This window comes from Pseudomonas putida S13.1.2 (assembly GCF_000498395.2).
GTDB lineage: Bacteria > Pseudomonadota > Gammaproteobacteria > Pseudomonadales > Pseudomonadaceae > Aquipseudomonas > Aquipseudomonas putida_Q.
In genome coordinates, this window is sequence record NZ_CP010979.1 from 1,805,893 (window position 1) to 1,825,863 (window position 19,971).

The 19,971-nt window shown below is 63.7% G+C and carries 16 protein-coding genes and 1 pseudogene; 8 read left to right on the forward strand and 9 right to left on the reverse strand.

All coding sequences use genetic code 11. From position 1 onward, the window contains the following. The first annotated feature begins 4 nt into the window (after positions 1-4). The 3 genes from N805_RS08225 to N805_RS08235 all read left to right on the forward strand — a co-directional run bounded on the left by N805_RS08225 (position 5) and on the right by N805_RS08235 (position 4,578). A complete protein-coding gene (locus N805_RS08225; protein WP_028613993.1) occupies positions 5-988 on the forward strand; it encodes an SCO family protein in 984 nt (327 codons plus the stop codon). 81 nt (positions 989-1,069) lie between these two features. Next, positions 1,070-3,394: a putative bifunctional diguanylate cyclase/phosphodiesterase gene (locus N805_RS08230; protein WP_028613992.1), complete on the forward strand. Its 2,325-nt coding sequence runs from the start codon at positions 1,070-1,072 to the stop codon at positions 3,392-3,394. Positions 3,395-3,570: 176 nt separating this feature from the next. Then, positions 3,571-4,578: a site-specific integrase gene (locus tag N805_RS08235; RefSeq protein WP_080956788.1), complete on the forward strand. Its 1,008-nt coding sequence runs from the start codon at positions 3,571-3,573 to the stop codon at positions 4,576-4,578. On the opposite strand, the gene N805_RS30955 is transcribed toward N805_RS08235, so the two are convergent. Both N805_RS30955 and N805_RS30960 read right to left on the reverse strand, forming a co-directional pair. Continuing rightward, complete coding sequence (locus tag N805_RS30955) at positions 4,568-5,677, reverse strand: SMP-30/gluconolactonase/LRE family protein (RefSeq protein WP_230685729.1); 1,110 nt, start codon at positions 5,675-5,677, stop codon at positions 4,568-4,570. The two genes, N805_RS08235 and N805_RS30955, sit on opposite strands and share 11 nt — an antisense overlap. 54 nt (positions 5,678-5,731) lie before the next feature. After that, positions 5,732-6,292 (reverse strand): annotated as a pseudogene (locus tag N805_RS30960) (SDR family NAD(P)-dependent oxidoreductase); the annotation flags it as partial. Positions 6,293-6,418: 126 nt separating this feature from the next. On the opposite strand from N805_RS30960, the gene N805_RS08245 reads away from it, so the two are divergent. Further along, the gene (locus N805_RS08245) at positions 6,419-7,327 is read left to right on the forward strand and encodes a LysR family transcriptional regulator (RefSeq protein WP_028613989.1); all 909 of its coding nucleotides are present in this window, start codon (positions 6,419-6,421) and stop codon (positions 7,325-7,327) included. Positions 7,328-7,430: 103 nt separating this feature from the next. On the opposite strand, the gene N805_RS08250 is transcribed toward N805_RS08245, so the two are convergent. Together N805_RS08250 and N805_RS08255 are read right to left on the reverse strand one after the other, a co-directional pair. Further along, positions 7,431-8,570: a glycerate kinase gene (locus N805_RS08250; RefSeq protein WP_028613988.1), complete on the reverse strand. Its 1,140-nt coding sequence runs from the start codon at positions 8,568-8,570 to the stop codon at positions 7,431-7,433. A gap of 224 nt (positions 8,571-8,794) precedes the next feature. Then, on the reverse strand, positions 8,795-9,892 hold the full coding sequence (locus N805_RS08255; protein WP_028613987.1) for a sugar diacid recognition domain-containing protein: 1,098 nt from the start codon (positions 9,890-9,892) through the stop codon (positions 8,795-8,797). A 163-nt stretch (positions 9,893-10,055) separates the two neighbouring features. Here N805_RS08255 and N805_RS08260 point away from each other — a divergent pair, with 163 nt between their 5' ends. The 4 genes from N805_RS08260 (at position 10,056) to N805_RS08275 (ending at position 15,628) form a co-directional block, all read left to right on the forward strand. Continuing rightward, a complete protein-coding gene (locus N805_RS08260) occupies positions 10,056-11,384 on the forward strand; it encodes an MFS transporter (RefSeq protein WP_028613986.1) in 1,329 nt (442 codons plus the stop codon). A 242-nt stretch (positions 11,385-11,626) separates the two neighbouring features. After that, positions 11,627-13,147: an FAD-dependent oxidoreductase gene (locus tag N805_RS08265; RefSeq protein ID WP_028613985.1), complete on the forward strand. Its 1,521-nt coding sequence runs from the start codon at positions 11,627-11,629 to the stop codon at positions 13,145-13,147. A 72-nt stretch (positions 13,148-13,219) separates the two neighbouring features. Beyond that, positions 13,220-14,230 carry an aldo/keto reductase gene (locus tag N805_RS08270; protein ID WP_028613984.1) on the forward strand — a complete coding sequence of 337 codons (1,011 nt, stop codon included), beginning with the start codon at positions 13,220-13,222 and terminating at the stop codon, positions 14,228-14,230. A 270-nt stretch (positions 14,231-14,500) separates the two neighbouring features. Next, positions 14,501-15,628 (forward strand): alkene reductase, encoded by a 1,128-nt coding sequence (locus N805_RS08275; protein ID WP_028613983.1) that lies wholly within the window; start codon positions 14,501-14,503, stop codon positions 15,626-15,628. Between the two features lie 128 nt (positions 15,629-15,756). Here the strand turns inward: N805_RS08275 and N805_RS08280 are convergent, their stop codons facing one another. The 5 genes from N805_RS08280 to N805_RS08300 form a co-directional block, all read right to left on the reverse strand. Further along, a complete protein-coding gene (locus N805_RS08280) occupies positions 15,757-15,969 on the reverse strand; it encodes a cold-shock protein (protein ID WP_016499620.1) in 213 nt (70 codons plus the stop codon). Positions 15,970-16,127: 158 nt separating this feature from the next. After that, positions 16,128-17,108 carry an LLM class flavin-dependent oxidoreductase gene (locus N805_RS08285; protein ID WP_028613982.1) on the reverse strand — a complete coding sequence of 327 codons (981 nt, stop codon included), beginning with the start codon at positions 17,106-17,108 and terminating at the stop codon, positions 16,128-16,130. 100 nt (positions 17,109-17,208) lie between these two features. Further along, entirely contained in the window at positions 17,209-18,120 is a 912-nt protein-coding gene (locus tag N805_RS08290) for a LysR family transcriptional regulator (protein ID WP_028613981.1), read from the reverse strand. A gap of 77 nt (positions 18,121-18,197) precedes the next feature. Then, the gene (locus N805_RS08295) at positions 18,198-18,890 is read right to left on the reverse strand and encodes a TraX family protein (protein ID WP_028613980.1); all 693 of its coding nucleotides are present in this window, start codon (positions 18,888-18,890) and stop codon (positions 18,198-18,200) included. 3 nt (positions 18,891-18,893) lie between these two features. Continuing rightward, on the reverse strand, positions 18,894-19,970 hold the full coding sequence (locus N805_RS08300) for a metal-dependent hydrolase (RefSeq protein WP_028613979.1): 1,077 nt from the start codon (positions 19,968-19,970) through the stop codon (positions 18,894-18,896). Position 19,971: the final 1 nt, after the last annotated feature.

Genomic DNA, 19,971 nt, shown 5'->3' on the forward strand with positions numbered 1-19,971 from the left:
TATCATGCCCGGCTCATGGCGTTTCCTGCTGGTACTCGCGGTATTTGCCGCCAGCATCCCGTTCTGGCCACTGCAGCCGCAACAACCGGTGGCCGAAAAAACCGCAAGCCCATGGGGCGCCGACTACTTTCCCAACATCCCCCTGCTCACCCAGGACGGCGAGAAGGTGCATTTCTTCGACGACCTGATCAAGGACAAGGTGGTCGCCATCAACTTCATCTTTACCGGCTGCTCCGACTCCTGCCCGGTGGAAACCGCGCGCTTGCGCCAGGTGCAGAAGATTCTGGGGGACCGGGTCGGCAAGGATATCTTCCTCTATTCCATCAGCATCGACCCCTATAACGACACCCCGGCCACCCTCAAGCACTACGCCGAAAAGTTTGGCATCGGCCCTGGCTGGACGCTGCTCACCGGCGAGCCCGACGACATCGAGCAATTGCGCCGTAGCCTGGGGCTGTGGATCGAAGGCCTGGAAAACGGCCGCTCCAAAGACCACAACCTGAGCCTGATCATCGGCAACCAGGCCACCGGCCGCTGGATGAAGGCCTCGCCCTTCGAAAGCCCATACATCCTCGCGGACCGGCTGGGCAACAGCCTGCACAACTGGAAGCAGGCCAGCGCCATGAGCAATGACTACGCCCAGGCCCCTGAGATACGCGCGCCCAGCAGTGGTGAGCAGATCTTCCGCACACGCTGCTCATCCTGCCACACCCTGGGCGATCACGCGCCAGGGCAGCCCGGCATCGGCCCGGACCTGCTGGGTGTGACCCGACAGCGTGACGCTAACTGGCTGGCCCGCTGGTTGAAAGAGCCCGACCGGATGCTGGCAGAGAAAGACCCGTTGGCCATGCTGCTGTACGAGCAGTACAACCGCCTGGCCATGCCCAACATGCGCCTGGGCGATGCCGAAGTCAGCGCACTGATCAGCTACATCGAGGAAGAAACCGCACGCCTTCAGGCGCCCCTGGCGGATACAGGAGCCCCTTAAAGGCAATTAGCCATCAGTCATCAGCCTGTCATCTGTTTGTCGTATTTTTTGAGCATCGCCCAGGGTCGGGAACTATCAGCAGTGATACGCCGTTCGCTTTCATCCGCCAGCCTTCTGCGGCTGCTGATCCTGATGCTGTGTGCAGCCACCCTGACCTTTCTCTGGGGGCTGCACATGACGCAGAAATCCGCCGCCCGCCAGGACGCGTTGTCGGCCAAGGCCGCCGAGCACCTGAACCTGGCCAGCATCGTCGGCGAAAGCCTGCGCCAGCTGGTCGACCGCGCCCAGGCTGTTGGCCGGGTCACCCAGGACGACATGAAGGTGCTGCGCCAAGGCAACTTCAGCCTGGCGCGGATACTGGCCGAAGACCCGGTGTTCAAGCGCATGAGCCTGTACGACCGGCAAGGCCGGCTGTTGTCGGCCAGCCATGCCGACGAGGCCAGCGCACTGCCCGAGGACTGGTTACGCCAGCTGCAAAGGCACGTTGCCCGCTATGGTTTCAAGCCCTTTTTGCCCAGCGTGCAGCCGCCTGGCCAGGACGCCACCCTGCCCAACTGGCGCCTGCCCTTTATGCTGCCGTTGACCGACCTGCCGGGCCGCGAGATTGAAAACATCCTCGTGGTGCAACTGGATATCGGCTACCTGGCGGTGCTGTTTCAGCATATCGACCTAGGGCGCAGCGGGCTGGTGCGCCTGCTGCAGGATGACGGCCTGGAGCGGCTGCGCATAGACACCAGTGGCGTGGTGGTCGCCGGCGATGCGTTGCAGCCCAAACTGCCGGATACCGGTAGCGAAACGGGCATGCTGGCCCAATACGCAGCCGGCGAAGCGTACCAGAGCCTTTACCGCCATGTACCCGAGCGCGGGTTCAGCGTAGTGGTCAGCCAGCGCCAGGATGAAATCCTCGCGCCTTCGACCCTGGCCTATGCCCGACAATTCTGGTTGAACCTGAGCATGACGCTGATGATCATCGCCAGCCTGCTGTGGACCTTGCGCCTTTTGCGCAAGCGACAGGAGGCCTTTAGCGCACTGGAACAGGCCCAGCAGGAAAACCAGCAGCTTATCGGCCGTCTTGAGGACGAACACCGGCGCAGCAGCCACGCCGCTGCCACCGACCACCTCAGCGGGCTGCACAACCGCCGCCAGTTCGTCGAGGTGGCCGGCCAGGCGCTGACCCGCCAGCGTGGCAAGCGCCGGTTGATGGCAATCCTGTTCATCGACATGGACCGCTTCAAGTCGATCAACGATTCGCTCGGGCACAAGATCGGCGACCTGCTGCTGCAGGCTGTGGCCGGGCGCATCCAGCGTTTGCTGGAGCCCGGTGACGAGGCTTCGCGCTTTGGCGGCGACGAATTCGTGGTATTGCTGGCCGGCGAGCGCAGCGAAGACCAGATCAATGCCTGGGTCCGTGAATTGGTCCAGCGGTTGTCGGCCACCTATGCCCTTGACGGTCAGGAGGTCAACACCAGCCCAAGCGTGGGCGTGAGCATCTGCCCGCGCGATGGCCAGGACATCGACAGCCTGATCCGTAGTGCCGACGCCGCAATGTACTCTGCCAAGCAGGCCGGTCGGGCCCAGTACCGCTTCTTCGACCCCTCGCTGAACCTTGCCGACATCCAGGCCTTCACCCTCGAACAGGCGTTCGGCAGCGCCTTGGCCGAGCGCCAGTTCGTGCTGCACTACCAGCCGCAGATCCGCCTCGACACCCAGCAGGTGCTGGGCTACGAAGCGCTGGTGCGTTGGGACCACCCCGATTTCGGCCTGCTGTACCCGGACCGCTTCATCGACCTGGCGGAGCGCAGCGGCTTTATAGTCGACCTGGGCTGGGAGGTGTTGCGCCTGGCCTGTGAGGCTTTGGCGGGCTGGGCTGCCCAGGGCTGCGGAACGCGGCTGGCCGTCAATGTGTCCGCCCTGCAACTGCGCCAGGGCGACTTCGCTGCGCGGTTGCTCAGCCAACTGCAACGGTATGCCATTGCCCCGCAGCAGCTAGAGCTGGAAATTACTGAAACCACCATCCTCGACCCCGAAGGTCCGGCAGTGGCGCACCTTCACACACTGCGCGGCGCCGGCCTGGGCATCAGCCTGGATGATTTCGGCCGCGGCTACGCCGGCTTCGCCCATCTGCATTCGCTGCCATTGAGCAAGCTCAAGATCGACCGCTCGTTGATAGCGCCGCTGTCCAACAGCCCCGATGACAGCCCGATCGTGACCTCCACCATTATCCTGGCCAAGCGCCTGGGCCTGGAAGTGGTCGCCGAAGGCGTGGAAACCCGCGAACAGGTGGTGTGCCTGAAGCTCGCCGGCTGTGATATCGCCCAGGGTTACCACTTCAGCCGGCCACTGTCGCCGGCGCAGTTGCGCGAGTACCCGCCGTTCAATGGTGTCGAGGAGAGGGCATGCGTGTAATGCGAACCTTGGCGCTGCCCCACTGACCCCAGCTGACGCGTTACCCCTGCAGGAGCGGCCTTGTGTCGCGATGGGCCGCAAAGCGGCCCCGACGATATCTGCTGCGAAGCTGACAATCTGGGCCCGCTTCGCGCGCCATCGCGACACAAGGCCGCTCCTACAGGCACCGCGCTGGCATGCAATATCTCTTGATTCGGTTTATCGTGTGCTCATTACCCACCGACACCCGCACCATGACCGATATCGAGCGCTACCTCCGCGCCGCCACCCGTGACAACACCCGGCGCAGCTACCAGGCTGCCATCGAGCACTTCGAAACCCACTGGGGCGGTTTTCTCCCGGCCACCGCCGAGAGCATTGCCCGCTACCTGGCCGACCACGCCGACCAGCATGCCGTCAGCACCCTGCGCCAGCGCCTGGCTGCGCTCAGCCAATGGCACGTCGCCCAAGGCTTCCCCGACCCGACCAAGGCGCCGCTGGTGCGCCAGTTGCTTCGCGGTATCCGCACCCTGCACCCGACGCCGCCCAAGCAGGCAGCCCCGCTGTTGTTGCAGCACCTGCAAACTGCGGTGACCTGTTTTGAAGAGGAAGCCCGGCAGGCACGTGAACATCACGACCTGGCCGCCCTGCGCCGGGCCCGGCGCGACAGTGCGCTACTGTTGCTGGGTTTCTGGCGTGGTTTTCGTGGTGATGAACTGGCGCGCCTGCGCATCGAGCATATCCAGGCCGAAGCCGGTGTCGGTATCACGTTGTTCCTGCCGCGCAGCAAGGGCGACCGTGAAGCCCTGGGCGTGCAACACCGCACCCCTGCTCTCAAGGCCTTGTGCCCGGTCACGGCCTACCTGCAATGGCTGGAGGTCGCCGGCATTGCCCATGGGCCGGTGTTCCGCAAGCTCGACCGCTGGGGCAACCTTGGGGACAGCGCGCTCAACAGCAACAGCCTGGTCGGCCTGCTGCGGCGCATGCTGGAGCGTGCCGGGGTACCGGCCGCGCTGTATACGGGCCACTCGTTACGGCGTGGCTTCGCCACCTGGGCAACCGCCAATGGCTGGGAACTGAAGTCGCTGATGAGCTATGTGGGTTGGAAAGACGCCAAGTCGGCCTTGCGCTATATCGACTCGGCGCAGCGTTTTGGCGAATTGGCCGTTTTACCGGCCAGCCAGACGCCACGGCTTATTCCTTGAAGCTGTGCCGGGCGACGCCGCCAGTTTCCGGCCGGATGGCATACAGGTCGCCAGCATCGGGGTAATGGTGCAGTTCTTCGGGGCTCATGTCGAAACGCGCGGTGCTGATGTACAAGGTGTTCAAGCCCGGCCCGCCAAAGCAGCAGCTGGTGGGGCACGGCACCGGCATCAAGACCTGGTCGGTCAGGTGGCCGTGGCGGTCGTAGCGCAACAGACAGCTGCCATGGTACTGGCACACCCACAGCCCGCCTTCGCGGTCCAGCGCCAGGCCATCCGGCCGCCCCAGTTCAGCGGGGGTTTCGGCAAACAGCGTTACCGCGCCCAGCCGGCCTTCGGCGAGGTATTCGGCACGGTAGATGGCGCGCGCCGCCGAATCGACGAAGTACACCGTATGGCCATCCTGCGACCAGGCGAGGCCGGTGGGCAAGGCCATGTCGTCGTGGATCACCTGGTCGTTCAACTGCCCGTCGAAGCGGAACAGCGCCCCGGTATTGCCGCTCAAGGCTTCGTCCATCAGCCCGGTCACGAAGCGTCCTTGCGGGTCGCAGGCTCCGTCGTTGAAGCGGTAGGTCGAACGCGGGTGGACAGATGCAGAATGCTGAAGCACCTTGCGCGCCGGCACATCGAAGATGGCCACGCTAGCATCTTCTGTGAAAATCAGGTTGCCCCGGTCGGTCAGCGCCAAGGCGCCAATGCGCGCGGCTGACGCGTAAAGGCTGTGAAATTCGCCATCCGGTGTCAGGCAGTTGATGCGCCCGCCAGAAATATCGACGAAGTACAACGCGCCGCTGCGCTCATCCCAGACCAGGCTTTCACCCAGGTCCGCGCGCGTGTTGGCGACTTTGACTGGCACGTAGTTGCATTCCTTGATGCGGTTCCAGCGCTCTGCCACCTGCGCCAGGTCGTCGGCCTGCACACGGCCCAGGTCCCGGGGGTAGCTGACGCCGCTGTTTTCGTTGAAGCGTGTGGCGGTGAACTGGCCGTTGCTGGCGCGCAAGATGTAGCCGGTGTCATGGCACAGCGCACTGGCCAGGTACAGCACGCCAGGCGTCACCCACTCGGGCTTTAGCTCTTCTGGCGGTTGGCTGATACCCCACATGCGGGTCTTGGCCACCGGCGATATGGCATTGACCAGGATACCGTGCTCCTGGCCCTCCATGCTCAGGGCGTTCATGATGCCGACCTGGGCCATCTTGCCGGCGGCGTAGGCCACCAGGCCAGGCTGCGCATAGCGCTGGTACATGGCGCGGTCCGAGGTGGTCAGCACTACCCGTGGCGCTGCGGAACGCTTGAGGTGGGCCCAGGCATGCTTGGCTAGCCACACGGGGGCCTGCACGTTGATGCCCAGCGCACGGTCCAGAAAGGCGGCTTCCTGATCCTCGATACGCTGGTAATCAACCCAGCCGGCATTGTGGATGAGGATATCCAGGGCACCGAAATGCTCGAGGGCCAGCTCAACCAGTTGCTTGCAAGTGTCCTCGTTCTCCAGCTGGCCGGCGTGCCCAACCACAGCAAAGCCTTTGCCACGCATGACCGCCAGTGCGTGATTGAGCGCCGAGGCGTCGCGCCCTTGCCCGGATCGGTCGGTACCCAGATCGCTGATGACTACCCGCGCGCCGCGTTCGGCCAACGCCATGGCATAGGCCAAGCCAAGGCCCTGTGCGGCACCGGTGATGACCGCAACTTTGTTGTGAAAAGGGTTTGTAACGGGCATTTCAGGTTACCTTCAATTCTCCTTTTTACGATATCAACAAACAAATCCATGACTTAATATTAAAAGCATGCACGTTTGATATCTGATGGATATCACCGCCGAGTAGCCACGCTGTAGGAATATTGGATGATCGAAACACGTTTGCTCAGGCAGTTCATCGCTGTGGCCGAAGAATTGCACTTTCACAAGGCCGCCGAACGCCTGCACATGGCGCAGCCGCCGCTGAGTCAGGCGATCAACCGCCTTGAAGAAAAATTGGGCTTCAGCCTGCTGCTGCGTAACAAGCGCGGAGTGCGCTTGACCGCAGCGGGGGCGGCGTTTCTCGACACGGCCTACCGCACGCTGGCTGAGCTGGAACAAGGGATCGAGTACGCCCGCAATGTGTCTTCAGGGGTCAGCGGCAAGCTGACCATCACCGCCATTTCCATTGCCTATTACGACTCGCTACTGAGTAGCTTGCGGCGTTTTCGCGAGACTTACCCGAACGTGCAGTTGACCATTCGCGAAATGCCATCCGCCTCGCAGGCCAAGGCTCTGCTGGCCGGTGAGGCGGACATCGGCTTCATGCGCAGGCTGCCGCTGCCGACCGGCGCCCTTGAAGCACGTTTGTTGCTTGACGAGCAGATCGTCATGGCCTTGCCCGCCAGCCACCCCAAGGCGCAGCAGGGAGAAGTCGACCTGTGCGAGTTTGCCGATGAGGATTTCGTATTCACCCCGCAAGCCTTGGGCGGTGGCTATCACGCGCAGCTGCTGGCGCTGTGCGAGGCGGCGGGTTTTTATCCCAAGGTCGTGCAGGAGGCGGCGCAGATCCATACACTGCTGGGCCTGGTAGCCTGCGGTTTTGGCGTGGCCCTGGTGCCGGCCTCGTTCGTCGGTTCCACTGCGCGTGAGCGCGTGCAGTTCTGCGCGATCCGGCCGCTCAATGAGCAACCCGCGCCCGGGATCGGCCTGTACATGAAATGGAACGCCCAGAACGCTTCGCCAGCATTGGCCAACTTCATTGCCATGTTCGATTGCCAGCCCATCATCAAGTAGTCCTGTGGGAGCGGGCATGCCCGCGAACACCGGCGAAGCCGGTGCCATGGGTTCGCAGCGGCTGCTTCGCGGGCATGCCCGCTCCCACAGGGTTCAGCGCAGGTCATGTTCGCTTTGCAACGCGCCACAGCCGACCAATGTCACAAGCCCGCGCCTGCAGCAACTGCGCAGCATTGGCACAAGCCTGCTCCAGGCTCATCGGCCCGCTGGCCAACGCAAATGCAGCATCGACCCCATGGGCATACAACTGCTGATAACCTTCACCCAACGTCCCGGCCAGCACCACCACTGGCACGCCATGACGCTTGGCTACCCGGGACACACCCATCGGCGTCTTGCCGCGCAATGTCTGGGCATCGAAACGGCCTTCGCCTGTCACCACCATATCTGCCCCCTGCACCAGGGCATCGAGGCCAGCCAGCTCAGCCACCACCTCCACTCCCGGGCGGAACTGTGCGCCCATGAACGCACGGGCGGCGAAACCCATGCCACCGGCAGCGCCACAACCTGGGTAATCCCGTACATCCTCACCCAGCAGCTGGGCGCAATGGTCGGCAAAATGGCCTAGCGCCTGGTCCAGCGCCTGCACCTGCTGCGGGCTGGCCCCCTTCTGCGGGCCAAAGATTGCAGAAGCACCGTTGGTGCCGCACAGCGGGTTGTCGACATCGGCCGCCACTTCGAATTGCACTTCGGCGAGCCGTGGGTCGAGATCGCTGGCGTCAATGCGGGCCAGCTTGGCCAGGGCCAGGCCGCCCTCTTCCAGCGCTTGCCCGTCAGCGTCCAGCAGGCGCAGGCCGAGTGCACGCAACATGCCGCTGCCGGCATCGTTCGTGGCGCTGCCGCCGATGGCCAGTACCACCCGTTGCGCGCCGGCGGCCAAGGCTGCGGCGATGAGTTCGCCAGTGCCCCAGGTGCTGCTGCGGCAAGCGTCGCGCTGGCCGGTTGGCACCAGTTGCAGGCCACTGGCCTGGGCCATTTCAATGATCGCGGTACGGCTATGCGGCATCCAGCCCCAGCCGGCCTCCACGCTTTGCCCCAGTGGCCCACGCACGGTCTGGCGGCGCAGTTCGCCGTGGCTGGCGGCCAGGATCGCCTCCATGGTGCCTTCGCCACCGTCAGCCATCGGGCACTCGACCAGTTCTGCGTGCGGCCACGCCTCGCGCAGGCCTGCGGCGATAGCGCGGGCAACACCGGCAGCGTCAAGGCTGTCCTTGAACGAGTCGGGGGCAATGACGATTTTCATGGGGATTCTCCTGTCCTGATGAGCGGCATGCTGACAGCTGTTCGCCAAGGGGGCCTCAGTCAAATGCACAAAACGCTGGACGGGTTGTTTGGGCGGATGCCTTTTTGCCTGCACTGGCCCTATCGCCGGCAAGCCAGCTCCCACAGGTTTGATACAGCCCTGAGGGCAGCATGCATCCTGTGGGAGCTGGCTTGCCGGCGATAGGGCCAGTGCAGGTCAATACTTCAGGCTGCTGGCAACAGCTGCAACCCCAAGTACAAACTAAGCATCCCTTCCATGCGTAGCGGGTCGACCTCGCCCAGTTCGGCAATCCGCTCCAGCCGGTAGCGCAGGCTGTTGCGGTGGATGCCCAGGGCATCGGCGCAGGCCTGGCTCTGGCCGTCATGGGCACACCAGGCACGCAGGGTGGTGAGCAACTGGCCGCTGTTGTCCCTGGCGCGAATGCGCTGCAGTGGCTCCAGCAGTTCATCCAGCGCGTCATCGTTGCGGTGGCGCCACAGCAGCGCCGGCAGCCGGTAGCGCTGCAGGCTGAGCAAGCGTTCGGTGGGCAATACCTCGCGGCCGTAGGCCAGCAAGTCACGTACCCGGCGGTACCCACGGCGCAACTGCTCCAGGCTCTGCGCGGCACTGCCCAGGGCCAGCCGCTCCACGTCCCAGCCGTGACGTTGCAGGCGCTCCAGCAGGCGCGGCTCATCCAGTGCCACGCTGGCCGGCCGGCACCACAGTAATGACTGGCGGGCCGGGCTGACACACCAGCTGTCCGGGTAGCGGCTCATCAACCACGCCGACAACGCCTCGGCGGGTGGCCCCGAGGCCAGTTCGAACAGGCAAGGTACCCGCGGCAGCTGAGGCTTCAGGCCCAATTGCCGGGCTTCGTCGAGCAGCCGGGGTGAATCACCGCTGCCGCCCAGCAACAGCGCCAGCAAATCATCACAGCGCTGCCGTCGCCATTGCTGGTCGGCCTGTAGATGGCGCTGGGCCAACAGCATCTCGGCGGTCATGCGTACCAGCTCACCATAGGTGCGTACCTGCTGTGGGTCTCCGGTCAGGCCCAGTACACCCATCAGCCGGCCATCAAGCATCAGTGGCAGGTTCACCCCGGGCTGCACACCCTTCAGGCACTTGGCCGCGTCAGTATCCAGTTCGACGATTCGGCCGTTGGCCAAAACCAGTTGCGCCCCCTCGTGACGGGTGTTGATGCGCTCCGGCTCGCCGCTGCCCAGGATCAAGCCCTGGCTGTCCATGACATTGACGTTGCACGGGAGAATGGCCATTGCCCGGTCAACGATATCCTGTGCCAGGTCATGGTCGAGTTCGAACATTGCGTGGTCCTTTAGGTGTTAGGCTTTTGGGCTCGGGCACAGCAGCCTGGGCCAAGCACTGTGCAAAAGCACAAAGACAGGCTAGCCGCAGTCCCCGAGACTCGTCAGGGCGAGCGCCGGAACAGGCGACGCGGCGAAAACCATAACAACAGAGAACCCGATCATGGCACACAGCCCCGCCCCTGACCAAGGCACGGACACCACCCGCAACGCGCTGTACCGGCGCATCACCCTGCGGCTGATTCCGTTCATTTTCATCTGCTACCTGTTCAACTACCTGGACCGCGTCAACGTCGGCTTCGCCAAGCTGCAGATGCTCGACGCCCTGAAATTCAGCGAAACGGTGTACGGCCTTGGCGCCGGCATCTTCTTCATCGGTTACGTGCTCTGCGGCCTGCCAAGCAACCTGGCACTCAACCGCTTCGGCCCGCGGCGCTGGATTGCGCTGATGATGATTGCCTGGGGCAGCCTGTCCACCTGCCTGCTGTTCGTCACCACCCCCACCGAATTCTACGCCCTGCGTCTGCTCACCGGCGCTGCCGAAGCAGGCTTCTTCCCGGGCGTGGTGCTGTACCTTTCGCGCTGGTTCCCGGCCGCCCGTCGCGGGCGCATCATGGCCCTGTTCATGTCGGCGATCCCGGTATCGGGCCTGCTCGGCGGGCCGTTTTCCGGCTGGATCCTCCAGCACTTCGCCGCCGGCCAACACGGCCTGGCCGGCTGGCAATGGATGTTCCTGATCCAGGGCCTGCCCACCGTCGCCCTGGGTGTACTGGCGGTGTTCCTGCTCAGCGATAGCTACCAGAAAGCTGCCTGGCTTAGCCCGGCCGAACGCCAGCTGGTCGCCAGCGACCTCGAAGCCGACGCTGCGGGTAAGCCGAAAACCACGGGCGATGGCGTGCTCGCCGTGTCGACCAACCCGCTTATCTGGACCTTTGGCTTCGTCTATTTCTGCATCCAGAGTGGCGTGTACGCGATCAACTTCTGGTTGCCGTCGATCATCAAGAACATGGGCTTCGACAACCCACTGCTGATCGGCTGGCTCAGCGCCATCCCTTACCTGCTGGCCGGTGTGTTCATGATCCTTTGCGGCCGCTCGGCGGACCTGCGCAACGAGCGCCGCTGGCACCTTGTGGTGCCGATGCTGATGGGCGCCGTCGGCCTGCTGATTGCGGTGAACTTCGCCGGTAACCCGGCCATTGCCATTCTGGGCCTGTCGATCGCCACCATGGGCGCGCTGACCGGGCTGCCGATGTTCTGGCCGATGCCAACCGCCCTACTCAGCGCCGGTACAGCAGTTGCCGGCCTGGCGATCATCAACTCCGTGGGGCAGATGGCAGGCTTCCTCAGCCCGTACCTGGTGGGGTTCATCAAGGACCAGACCGGTTCCACCGATGCCGCGCTGTATTCGCTGGCGGCATTGATCGTGCTGGGTAGCCTGGTGGCCCTGCGTGTCACGCGGTCGGGTGCGCTGAGTTCTGCACGGGCCAGTTGAGCCTGTTCGCGGGTAAACCCGCTCCCACAGGCATGCCACAGCCTTCGAGTCTGTGGTAATCCTGTGGGGGGCCACAGAGAAGCCGCAATATGCTGGCCTGTGATGATCCTGTGGGAGCAGGTTCACTCGCGAAGAGGCCCGCCAGGCCACCCAACATCTCCCTCCTCCACCGATCGTCGGTTCAACGCACCCCCTCCCTACCCCAGGCGTCAAATGGTTCCAAAGGCCCTTTGGAGAACCCCATGACCCAGCACGCCGTGGCCCCTCAGGCCCAACTCGACGAACGCAGGCCCTTGCGCGTTCAGGCCGGCAATGAAGAGCTCATCATCATTCGTCAGGGCGATCAGGTTCATGCCTACCAGGGCAACTGCCCCCACGCAGGTGCTCCACTGGACGAAGGCGTGGTCTGCGGCGGCTTGCTGGTCTGCCCTTGGCACAAGGCTGCATTCGCCGTCGATGACGGGGTTGTCTGCGAACCACCAGCGCTGGCTGACCTGCGCCGCTACAAGGCTTGGGTGAAGGACGATGAAGTCTGGGTAGACGACCAGCCTCTGCCAGCCATCGAGCCACCCAGGCACAGCGACGCCCGCTGCTTCGTTGTGGTCGGTGCCGGTGCGGCTGGCAGCGCCGCGGTTGCCACCCTGCTGGCCCATGGCTTCGCTGGCCGGCTGGTATGGATCGACCAGGAACGCCAACCGGCGTACGACCGCACCGCGCTGAGCAAATTCGTGATTGCCGGACAGATGACGCCGGATGAAGTGCCGCTGTTGCTCGAAGCCGATGCCCTGCGCAAGGGGCAGTTGGAGCGCAAGCACGGTAAGGTGCGCACCTTGAACAGTCACAAACGCCAACTGATGCTGGCCGATGGCCAACAGATCGGTTACGACGCCTGCCTGCTCGCCAGCGGCGGCAAAGCACTGCGCCCCGCCATCCCCGGCGTCGACTTGCCCGGCGTATTCACCTTGCGCTCGCGTGAGGATGCCGCACAGTTGCTCGACGCAGCCGAACCCGGCCAGCCGGCGGTGATCGTGGGTGACGGCTTCATCGGCCTGGAAGCAGCCTCGGCCCTGAGCAAGTACGGGGTTCAGGTGCACGTGGTGACTCGCCATGAGGTCCCGCTTGCCAAGCAGCTAGGTGATCGCATCGGGCGCAGTATCCGCGAACTGCATGAGCGCAAAGGGGTCACCTTTCATGGCCCCACTGAGGTCCAGCGGTTCGAAGGTCAGGACAAAGTCGAAGCGGTGCTGCTGGCCAACGGTGAACGCCTGCAGACGCCACTGGTACTGCTCGGCACCGGCGTGAAACCGGCCACCGCCTTCCTTCAGGGCGTGCAGCTGAACGAGGACAACTCGTTGCGGGTCGATGCCGAACTGCGCGCCGCTGACGGTTTGTGGGCCGCAGGTGACATCGCTACTTTCCCGCTCTCAGGGCGCCCGGTACGCATCGAGCACTGGCGCCTGGCCCAGCAACACGGGGTGATCGCCGCCGCCAACATGCTCGGCGAGCAGCGCCGCTACGCCGACGTGCCATTCTTCTGGACCTACCAGCACGGCCGCACATATGAAGTGCTCGGCCATGCGCGGGAGTGGAACCGGATCGAGTTCGTCGGTGAGCCGGAACACGGCGATTTCATTGCCCTTCAGTGTGTGGATGAACAGGTCGAGGCCGTAATCGCCAAGGGTTACTCCGATGCCATGGCGACGCTGTCGCAGCGCCTGAAGCGCCCCTTGAGCCTGCAGGAGGCGATCGCGCTGATTGGCTGAAAGCCGCCTTTCAAAGCGCCCCGGTTGTGTGTAAAACAGGTGGATCAGCCGACTGCAAAAGGACCAACGCGCATGATCTACCGCCCTCTCGGCCACAGTGGCCTGCAGGTTTCCGCCCTTACCTTGGGCAGCATGATGTTCGGCGAGCAGACCAGCACCGAGGACGCCCTGCGCATCATCGACAAGGCTTGGGACCAGGGCGTCAACTTCATCGACACCGCCGACGTTTACAACGCCGGGCGTTCGGAAGAAGTCGTCGGTGAAGCAGTGGCGCGCCATCGCCAGGACTGGATCGTCGCCAGCAAGGTTGGTTTCGGCCCGGCCGACGGCCTGCCAAACCGCAGCGGGTTGTCCCGCAAGCACATCTTCAACGCGCTGGAAGCCACACTGACGCGCACGGGCATGGACTACCTGGATATCTACTACCTGCACCGCGAAGACCACAAGGTGCTGCTGGAAGAGACCGTACAGGCCATTGGCGACCTGCTGCGCCAGGGCAAGATCCGCTACTGGGGCGTGTCCAACTTCCGTGGCTGGCGCATTGCCGAGGTCTGCCACATTGCCGAGCGACTGGGCGTGCCCAAGCCCGTGGTCAGCCAGCCGCTGTACAACATCGTCAACCGCCAGGCCGAGCCGGAGCAGCTTGCTGCAGCCGCCGCACACGGGCTGGGCGTGGTGCCATTCAGCCCATTGGCCCGAGGCGTACTCAGTGGCAAGTATGCGCCGGGGGCTGTGCCCGATGCCGGCAGCCGCGCCGGGCGCCAGGACAAGCGCATCATGGAGGTGGAATGGCGCCAGGAGTCGCTGGCTATCGCCCGGCAGATCCAGGCTTATGTAGGGGCCAAGGGCGTGGGAATTGTCGAGTTTGCCATTGCCTGGGTGCTGAACAACCAATCGGTGAGTTCGGCGATTGTCGGGCCGCGTACCGAGGAACAGTGGGATACCTATGGTGGTGCATTGGCGGTGAAGATCACGGCGGAGGATGAAGCGTTCATCGACTCGCTGGTGACGCCGGGGCATGCCTCGACGCCGGGGTTCAATGATGTGGCCCACTATGTGAGCGGGCGGTTGGCCCGTAGCTGATTATTTCCTGTACCGGCCTCTTCGCGGGTAAACCCGCTCCCACAGGATCTGCGTTGATTTCAAGGCAACCACAAGTGGTGCAGGAGCAGTTGCTCCCACAGGAGCATCACAAGCTTGAGGGCTTTGCAGTACCTGTGGGAGCGGGTTTACCCGCGAAGAGGCCGGTACAGGCAACCGCCATTGGGGAGCCCTGCGCCGGGCTTCCGGTCCCCCCTTTCCCCAATCATCTCGGTATCGTGCGCACCATTGGTTGTTACCTCTGGAGCTGCAATGAAACTCTTCCAACCCCTGCAAGTCGGCCCGCTCACCTTGGCCAACCGTGTGTTCATGGCACCCCTCACCCGCCTGCGCAGCCTCGAGCCGGGCGATGTGCCAACCACCATGATGGCCGAGTATTACCGCCAGCGTGCCAGCGCCGGGCTGATCATCACCGAAGCCACCCAGATCTCCTTCCAGGCCAAGGGCTATTCCGGCTCGCCCGGCATTCATAGTGCCGAGCAGATCGCTGCCTGGAGGCACATCAACGAAGGCATTCACGCCGAAGGGGGGCACAGCGCCGTGCAGGTGTGGCACACCGGCCGGGTGTCGCACACCTCGTTGCAACCCGGCGGCGAAGCGCCTGTCGCACCCTCGGCGCTACCGGCCGAGGCCCGCACCACCCTGCGTGACGAGCAAGGCAACCTGGTACGTGTAGAAACTTCCGCACCGCGTGCACTGAGCGAGGACGAAATCGCTGGCATCGTGGCCGACTTCGGCCTGGCAGCGGTCAACGCGCGCGAAGCCGGCTTCGACTTCATCGAACTGCACGCTGCCCACGGGTATTTGCTGCACCAGTTCCTTACCCCGAGCGCCAACCAGCGCGAGGACCGCTACGGCGGTAGCGTCGAAAACAGGGCGCGCATCGTGCTTGAAGCAGTGGACGCGGCGATTGCCAACTGGAGTGCCGAGCGCGTGGGTATCCGCGTGTTCCCGCTGGGCGGCTTCAATGGCGTGGACAATGGCGAAGACCAAGAGGCCGCAGGGCTATACCTGATCCGGGAACTGGCCAAGCGCAACCTCGCCTACCTGCACCTGTCCGAGCCGGACTGGGCCGGTGGCAAGCCGCTGCGTGACGAGTTCCGCCAGGCGATCCGCGCTGCCTATCCGGGGGTTATCATTGCTGCGGGTGCCTACACCGCCGAGAAAGGCGAAGACTTGATTGGACGCGGTTTGATCGATGCCGTAGCGTTCGGGCGCAGTTACATTGCCAACCCGGACCTGGTACAGCGGCTGCGGGTGCAGGCGCCTCTGAACGAACATCGGGCACAGTTCGACTACGCCAATGGGCCCGAAGGCTATACAGATTATCCGTTCCTGCACCAGGCTATGGGCGCCGGTGAAGGTTGGGGTCACCGATAATCAGGGTATTCACCGGGTACAGACGGCCATCCTGCTCCTGGATCTGAAAGGCAAAAAAACGGAGCCCCTTCAAGGGCTCCGTTTTCCAGTGGCCGGGCACGCCTTAGCGTACCGGTCACTCAGGCACCTTACTCGGCGCGCACTTGCGCAGCCTGCATGCCCTTCTGTCCCTTCTCGGCAACGAAAGACACCTTCTGGCCCTCTTTCAGCGACTTGAAGCCGTCCGATTCAATGGCTTTGAAGTGGACGAAAAGGTCGTCGCCACCCCCATCGGGAGTGATGAAGCCGAACCCCTTCTCATCGTTGAACCACTTGACCGTTCCTGATTGTCTGTTGGACATACTCTAAACCCTCGAATGCTGGCTGGTGCGTTTGCGTGGATAGGTGAGCCGCCAGTCGATCGACTGGCATCTTCATACTCCATCTTGGGCGATCTGAAGCCAACTGGCCACTCACACTTTTATCAGTACGCAAAAAAGTCCCTGAAATTACTCGCGCACTACACCAGATCAGCCATGGCCTGAGCAGCAAAAGCGTATGAACGTTGCCGCGCCAACGGGTCATGAATACGGCAGTCGATCATCAACTCATCTGCCCCGGTCTGCTCGATCAGCGCGTGCAGCCCTTCTCGTACCCGCTGTGGCCCACCCGCCACGGTGCAGGCCATAACCTGTTCAAGCACCGCACGTTCATGCCCAGGCAGACGCTCGACATAGCCCTCCTGCGGCTTGGGCAACAAACCCAGGCGCCCTACGTGCAGGTCCAGCATCCACTTGCGGTGAGAGCTGGCCAGGTAGTCTGCCTCGGCATCACTGGCGGCAGCGAACAGGTTCATGCCCACCATCACGTAAGGTTTGGCCAATTGCGCCGACGGTTGGAAATTGACGCGGTAATGGGCAATCGCCTGCAGCAGGTAACGCGGGGCAAAGTGCGAGGCGAAGGCATAGGGCAGGCCCAGCTTCGCCGCCAGGTCGGCGCCGAACAAACTGGAGCCGAGGATCCATACCGGCACATCGTGGCTGCCAGGTACGCCACGCACCCGGCGTTGGCCGTTGTCGGCCAGGTAATCGCGCAGCTCGGCGATATCCTCGCCGAAATCACGCTCTGGCGCGGCACCGCGCAAGGCACGCACGGTCGGCCCGGAAGTACCTGGCGCGCGGCCCAGGCCCAGGTCGATACGGCCCGGGTGCAAGGTATCGAGGGTGCCGAACTGCTCGGCTATGACCAGCGGTGCATGGTTGGGCAACATGATGCCACCGGCGCCGATACGGATGTGCCGGGTGGCATTGGCAATTTCATTGATCACCAGCGAAGTGGCAGCCGAGCCGATGCCGGGCATGTCGTGGTGCTCGGCGATCCAGTAGCGGCTGTAGCCCTGTTGCTCGACATGGCGCGCCAGCTGGCGGGATTCTTCGATCGCGTCGGCGAAAGTCTTGCCTTCGCCGATCATGACCAGATCCAGTACGGACAGTGCAGTCATGGGGTCTCCAGAGGAATTATCAGTGGTTGACAGTTTCCCTGCTGCGCTGCCAGCGATAAACCCAGGTACAGGCCCGGCATAGGGGCCTGGTATTCCCCAATCAGTATTCCCAGGGCACGCCCGATTCCCAACTGGCCACCAACAGGTCGATGAAACCGCGTACCCGAGGGGAAAGGTGGCGCTTGCTCGGGTACACGATACGAATCGGGTCCGCCGGTGGCCGGTAGGCGTGCAGGACTTCCACCAAGGTACCGGCGCGCAGGTCGTCACCGGTGATGTAGGTGGGCAGGTGAATCAGCCCGAAGCCGGCCCGGGCGCCGTCGAGCATCGCCTCCGAGCTGTCGATGTTCAACCGCCCAGGGTCTTCGCACAAGTGCAGGCCTGCTTCAGTGTCAAAGCGCCAAGGCATGGCTTTTTCGCCCGCGAGGAAGGCGATCTTGTCGTGGCCATAAAGGTCTGAAGGCACCAAGGGAATACCTCGCGCTTCGAGGTACGCGGGCGAAGCGCAAGTTACAAACTGCTGCCAGGCCACCGTGCGGGTCAACAGCTGCGAGTCTTCCTTGGGTGCGCCAATACGCACCGCAACGTCTACGCCCTCCTCGACCAGGTCGACGAAGCGGTCTGTGAAGCGGATGTCTGCGCGCAGTTCCGGCCACTGCTTGAGGTACTGGTCCAGCACCGGCAGCACATGGCGCTGGCCGAGCGACAGCGGCGCAGTCAGGCGCAAGGTGCCTGTGGGCTTACCGCGGCGCTGGGCCATGGCGCTTTCCACCTCGTCCAGGTCGTCCAGGATCTGCCGCCAGCGCTCGAATGCCACCAGGCCTTCGTCGGTCAGGCTCAGCTTGCGCGTGGTGCGATTGAGCAAACGCACCGCCATGCGGGCCTCCAGGCGAGCAATGCTCTTGCCCACCGCCGACCGGGTCAGGCCCAGGCTGGCAGCGGCGGCCGTGAAGCTGCCGGCCTTGGCGGCGCTGACGAAGGCGGCGATATCGCCGAAGCGGTTGGGTTCCATGGACGGTTCCTGAGTGTGGTGCGGCCGGTTTAGATGGGTCTGAATCTGTGAATTGCAAGCGCCAGGAACGGCAGGCCTCAAGACAAGCCTTTGATCACGAGCAGATGCACGGGATAGAACAGGTAACCCCACCGCCCTACCGCAGGTACCCGCCAAGCATCATGACGCAACAACAGCCACCCGACAGGGACTGCCAGCGCAGCTGCAACCAGCGTCAGCAGGGTAATTGGCGCCAGAAGATGCTCGCGCAGCCAGCTGTTGGTCAGGTTGCCGCCAATGGCCATCAGGCAAGGCAGCAACCAGGCTAGCCCACCCTGCCTGCGTGCTGTCAGCCAGGCACCAGGTAGCAACACCCCGGGCAGCCCGTACATCAATCGCTCACTGAACAACCACCCCGCCAGCAGGCCTGCAAGGCCAAGCACTCGCGCCGACCGCAGTGGGTGCTGCACACCCCAGGCAACCAGCAACCCCAGCACCAGTGTCGGCATTACACTGAACGTCTGCGAACCACTGTCCAGCCAACGATAGGCAGGCTCCGAGAGCACCGCGAACAGCAGCATCAGCACCAGATAGCGCAGGTTGGCGCGGGTATGGAACACCTCTGCCCTGGCACGCCCCACATTCACGGCAATGGCCAGGCAAAACAGCGGAAACGCCAGCCGACCGAGCACGAACAAGCCATCGGCCTCAGGCCATATGAAGCGCAGGTGGTCGGCAACCATGGTCAGCATCGCTGTCCATTTGACCAGGTCCAGCCCGGCCGAACGCATGCCTCAGTGCCCGCGCTCGACCGCACCTGCCCCCAGGTACCGGTCGGTCCAGGCAGCCAGCGGCAAAGGCGGCTGTTGGTCGACGATACGACGCCAGATCAGCACCAGGTCATGGCCATTGAACATCGACCCAGGCCCGGCGCCGTCCCACGCCGAAGGCACATCGGCAATCCAGTGGCCCTGGGTGTCGCGGTGCGCCATGTTGAAACGGAAGGTGTAGTTGCCCGGGATGCCCATGCGCAGGTCGGTTACCACCAGCGCATCGCCTATCTGGTCATACCGCAGCCAGTCGCCGGTGAACCAGCGCAAGCGCTGGTGCAAAGGGTCGCCTGCCAGCGCTTTTGCCAGTTCCAGGTTACGCGGCAAGCGTTGCATTTCCGGCGCCTGCCGGTCGAACCCGCTGCTGATGCCTTCGTAGTAGTCGCCATTTTGGGTCTTGGCCATTACCCGCCAGACCAGGCTGTTGAACGCGATCGGCACGGCGCGAACCTCGCTCACGACAATGCCTTGCTGGTCCAGTGCCGCCTGAAAGCGTTGCTCAGCTGCCATGCGCCCGGCAAGGCCGAAACCCAGGTAACCGGTACTGAACACCAGTGCCAGGGTCAACAGGCGAGTAGCGCTACCGGTAACGCCCTTGATGATTGCGTAGATGACTACCGCCAGCAGGGGCAAGGTATAGACCGGATCGATAATGAACACTGCGGCCCAGCTTTGGGGGGTGGGTTGCAGTGGCCAGAACAGTTGCGTGCCATACACCGTGAAGGCATCCAGCAACGGGTGGGTGATGAGTACCAGCCAGAAGGCAAGGAAGAGCCTGGGCAAGGTGTAGCCTTTGCCGGGCCAGCATTTGTTGACCAGCCAGGCCAGCAGCAGGGCCAGCCCGGTGAGCACGAACAGCGAGTGCGAGAAGCCGCGATGGTAGGTCATCTGCGACACCGGGTCGGCATAGCGGATGATTACATCGAGGTCGGGCAGCGTGCCCAGGGCTGCGCCATACAGCAGCGAGCGGCGGCCCTGGATACGGCCAAGCACGGTGCCTTGCAGGGCTGCGCCGAGTACGGCCTGGGTGATGGAGTCCAAG

Excerpts from the sequence above, each read along its gene's own strand:
- N805_RS08225 (WP_028613993.1), top strand. The coding sequence starts at position 5 with ATGCCCGGCTCATGGCGTTTCCTGCTGGTACTCGCGGTATTTGCCGCC.
- N805_RS08235 (WP_080956788.1), top strand. The coding sequence starts at position 3,571 with ATGCAATATCTCTTGATTCGGTTTATCGTGTGCTCATTACCCACCGAC.
- N805_RS30955 (WP_230685729.1), bottom strand. The coding sequence starts at position 5,677 with ATGTGGGGTATCAGCCAACCGCCAGAAGAGCTAAAGCCCGAGTGGGTG.
- N805_RS08245 (WP_028613989.1), top strand. The coding sequence starts at position 6,419 with ATGATCGAAACACGTTTGCTCAGGCAGTTCATCGCTGTGGCCGAAGAA.
- N805_RS08250 (WP_028613988.1), bottom strand. The coding sequence starts at position 8,570 with ATGAAAATCGTCATTGCCCCCGACTCGTTCAAGGACAGCCTTGACGCT.
- N805_RS08255 (WP_028613987.1), bottom strand. The coding sequence starts at position 9,892 with ATGTTCGAACTCGACCATGACCTGGCACAGGATATCGTTGACCGGGCA.
- N805_RS08260 (WP_028613986.1), top strand. The coding sequence starts at position 10,056 with ATGGCACACAGCCCCGCCCCTGACCAAGGCACGGACACCACCCGCAAC.
- N805_RS08265 (WP_028613985.1), top strand. The coding sequence starts at position 11,627 with ATGACCCAGCACGCCGTGGCCCCTCAGGCCCAACTCGACGAACGCAGG.
- N805_RS08270 (WP_028613984.1), top strand. The coding sequence starts at position 13,220 with ATGATCTACCGCCCTCTCGGCCACAGTGGCCTGCAGGTTTCCGCCCTT.
- N805_RS08275 (WP_028613983.1), top strand. The coding sequence starts at position 14,501 with ATGAAACTCTTCCAACCCCTGCAAGTCGGCCCGCTCACCTTGGCCAAC.
- N805_RS08280 (WP_016499620.1), bottom strand. The coding sequence starts at position 15,969 with ATGTCCAACAGACAATCAGGAACGGTCAAGTGGTTCAACGATGAGAAG.
- N805_RS08285 (WP_028613982.1), bottom strand. The coding sequence starts at position 17,108 with ATGACTGCACTGTCCGTACTGGATCTGGTCATGATCGGCGAAGGCAAG.
- N805_RS08290 (WP_028613981.1), bottom strand. The coding sequence starts at position 18,120 with ATGGAACCCAACCGCTTCGGCGATATCGCCGCCTTCGTCAGCGCCGCC.
- N805_RS08295 (WP_028613980.1), bottom strand. The coding sequence starts at position 18,890 with ATGCGTTCGGCCGGGCTGGACCTGGTCAAATGGACAGCGATGCTGACC.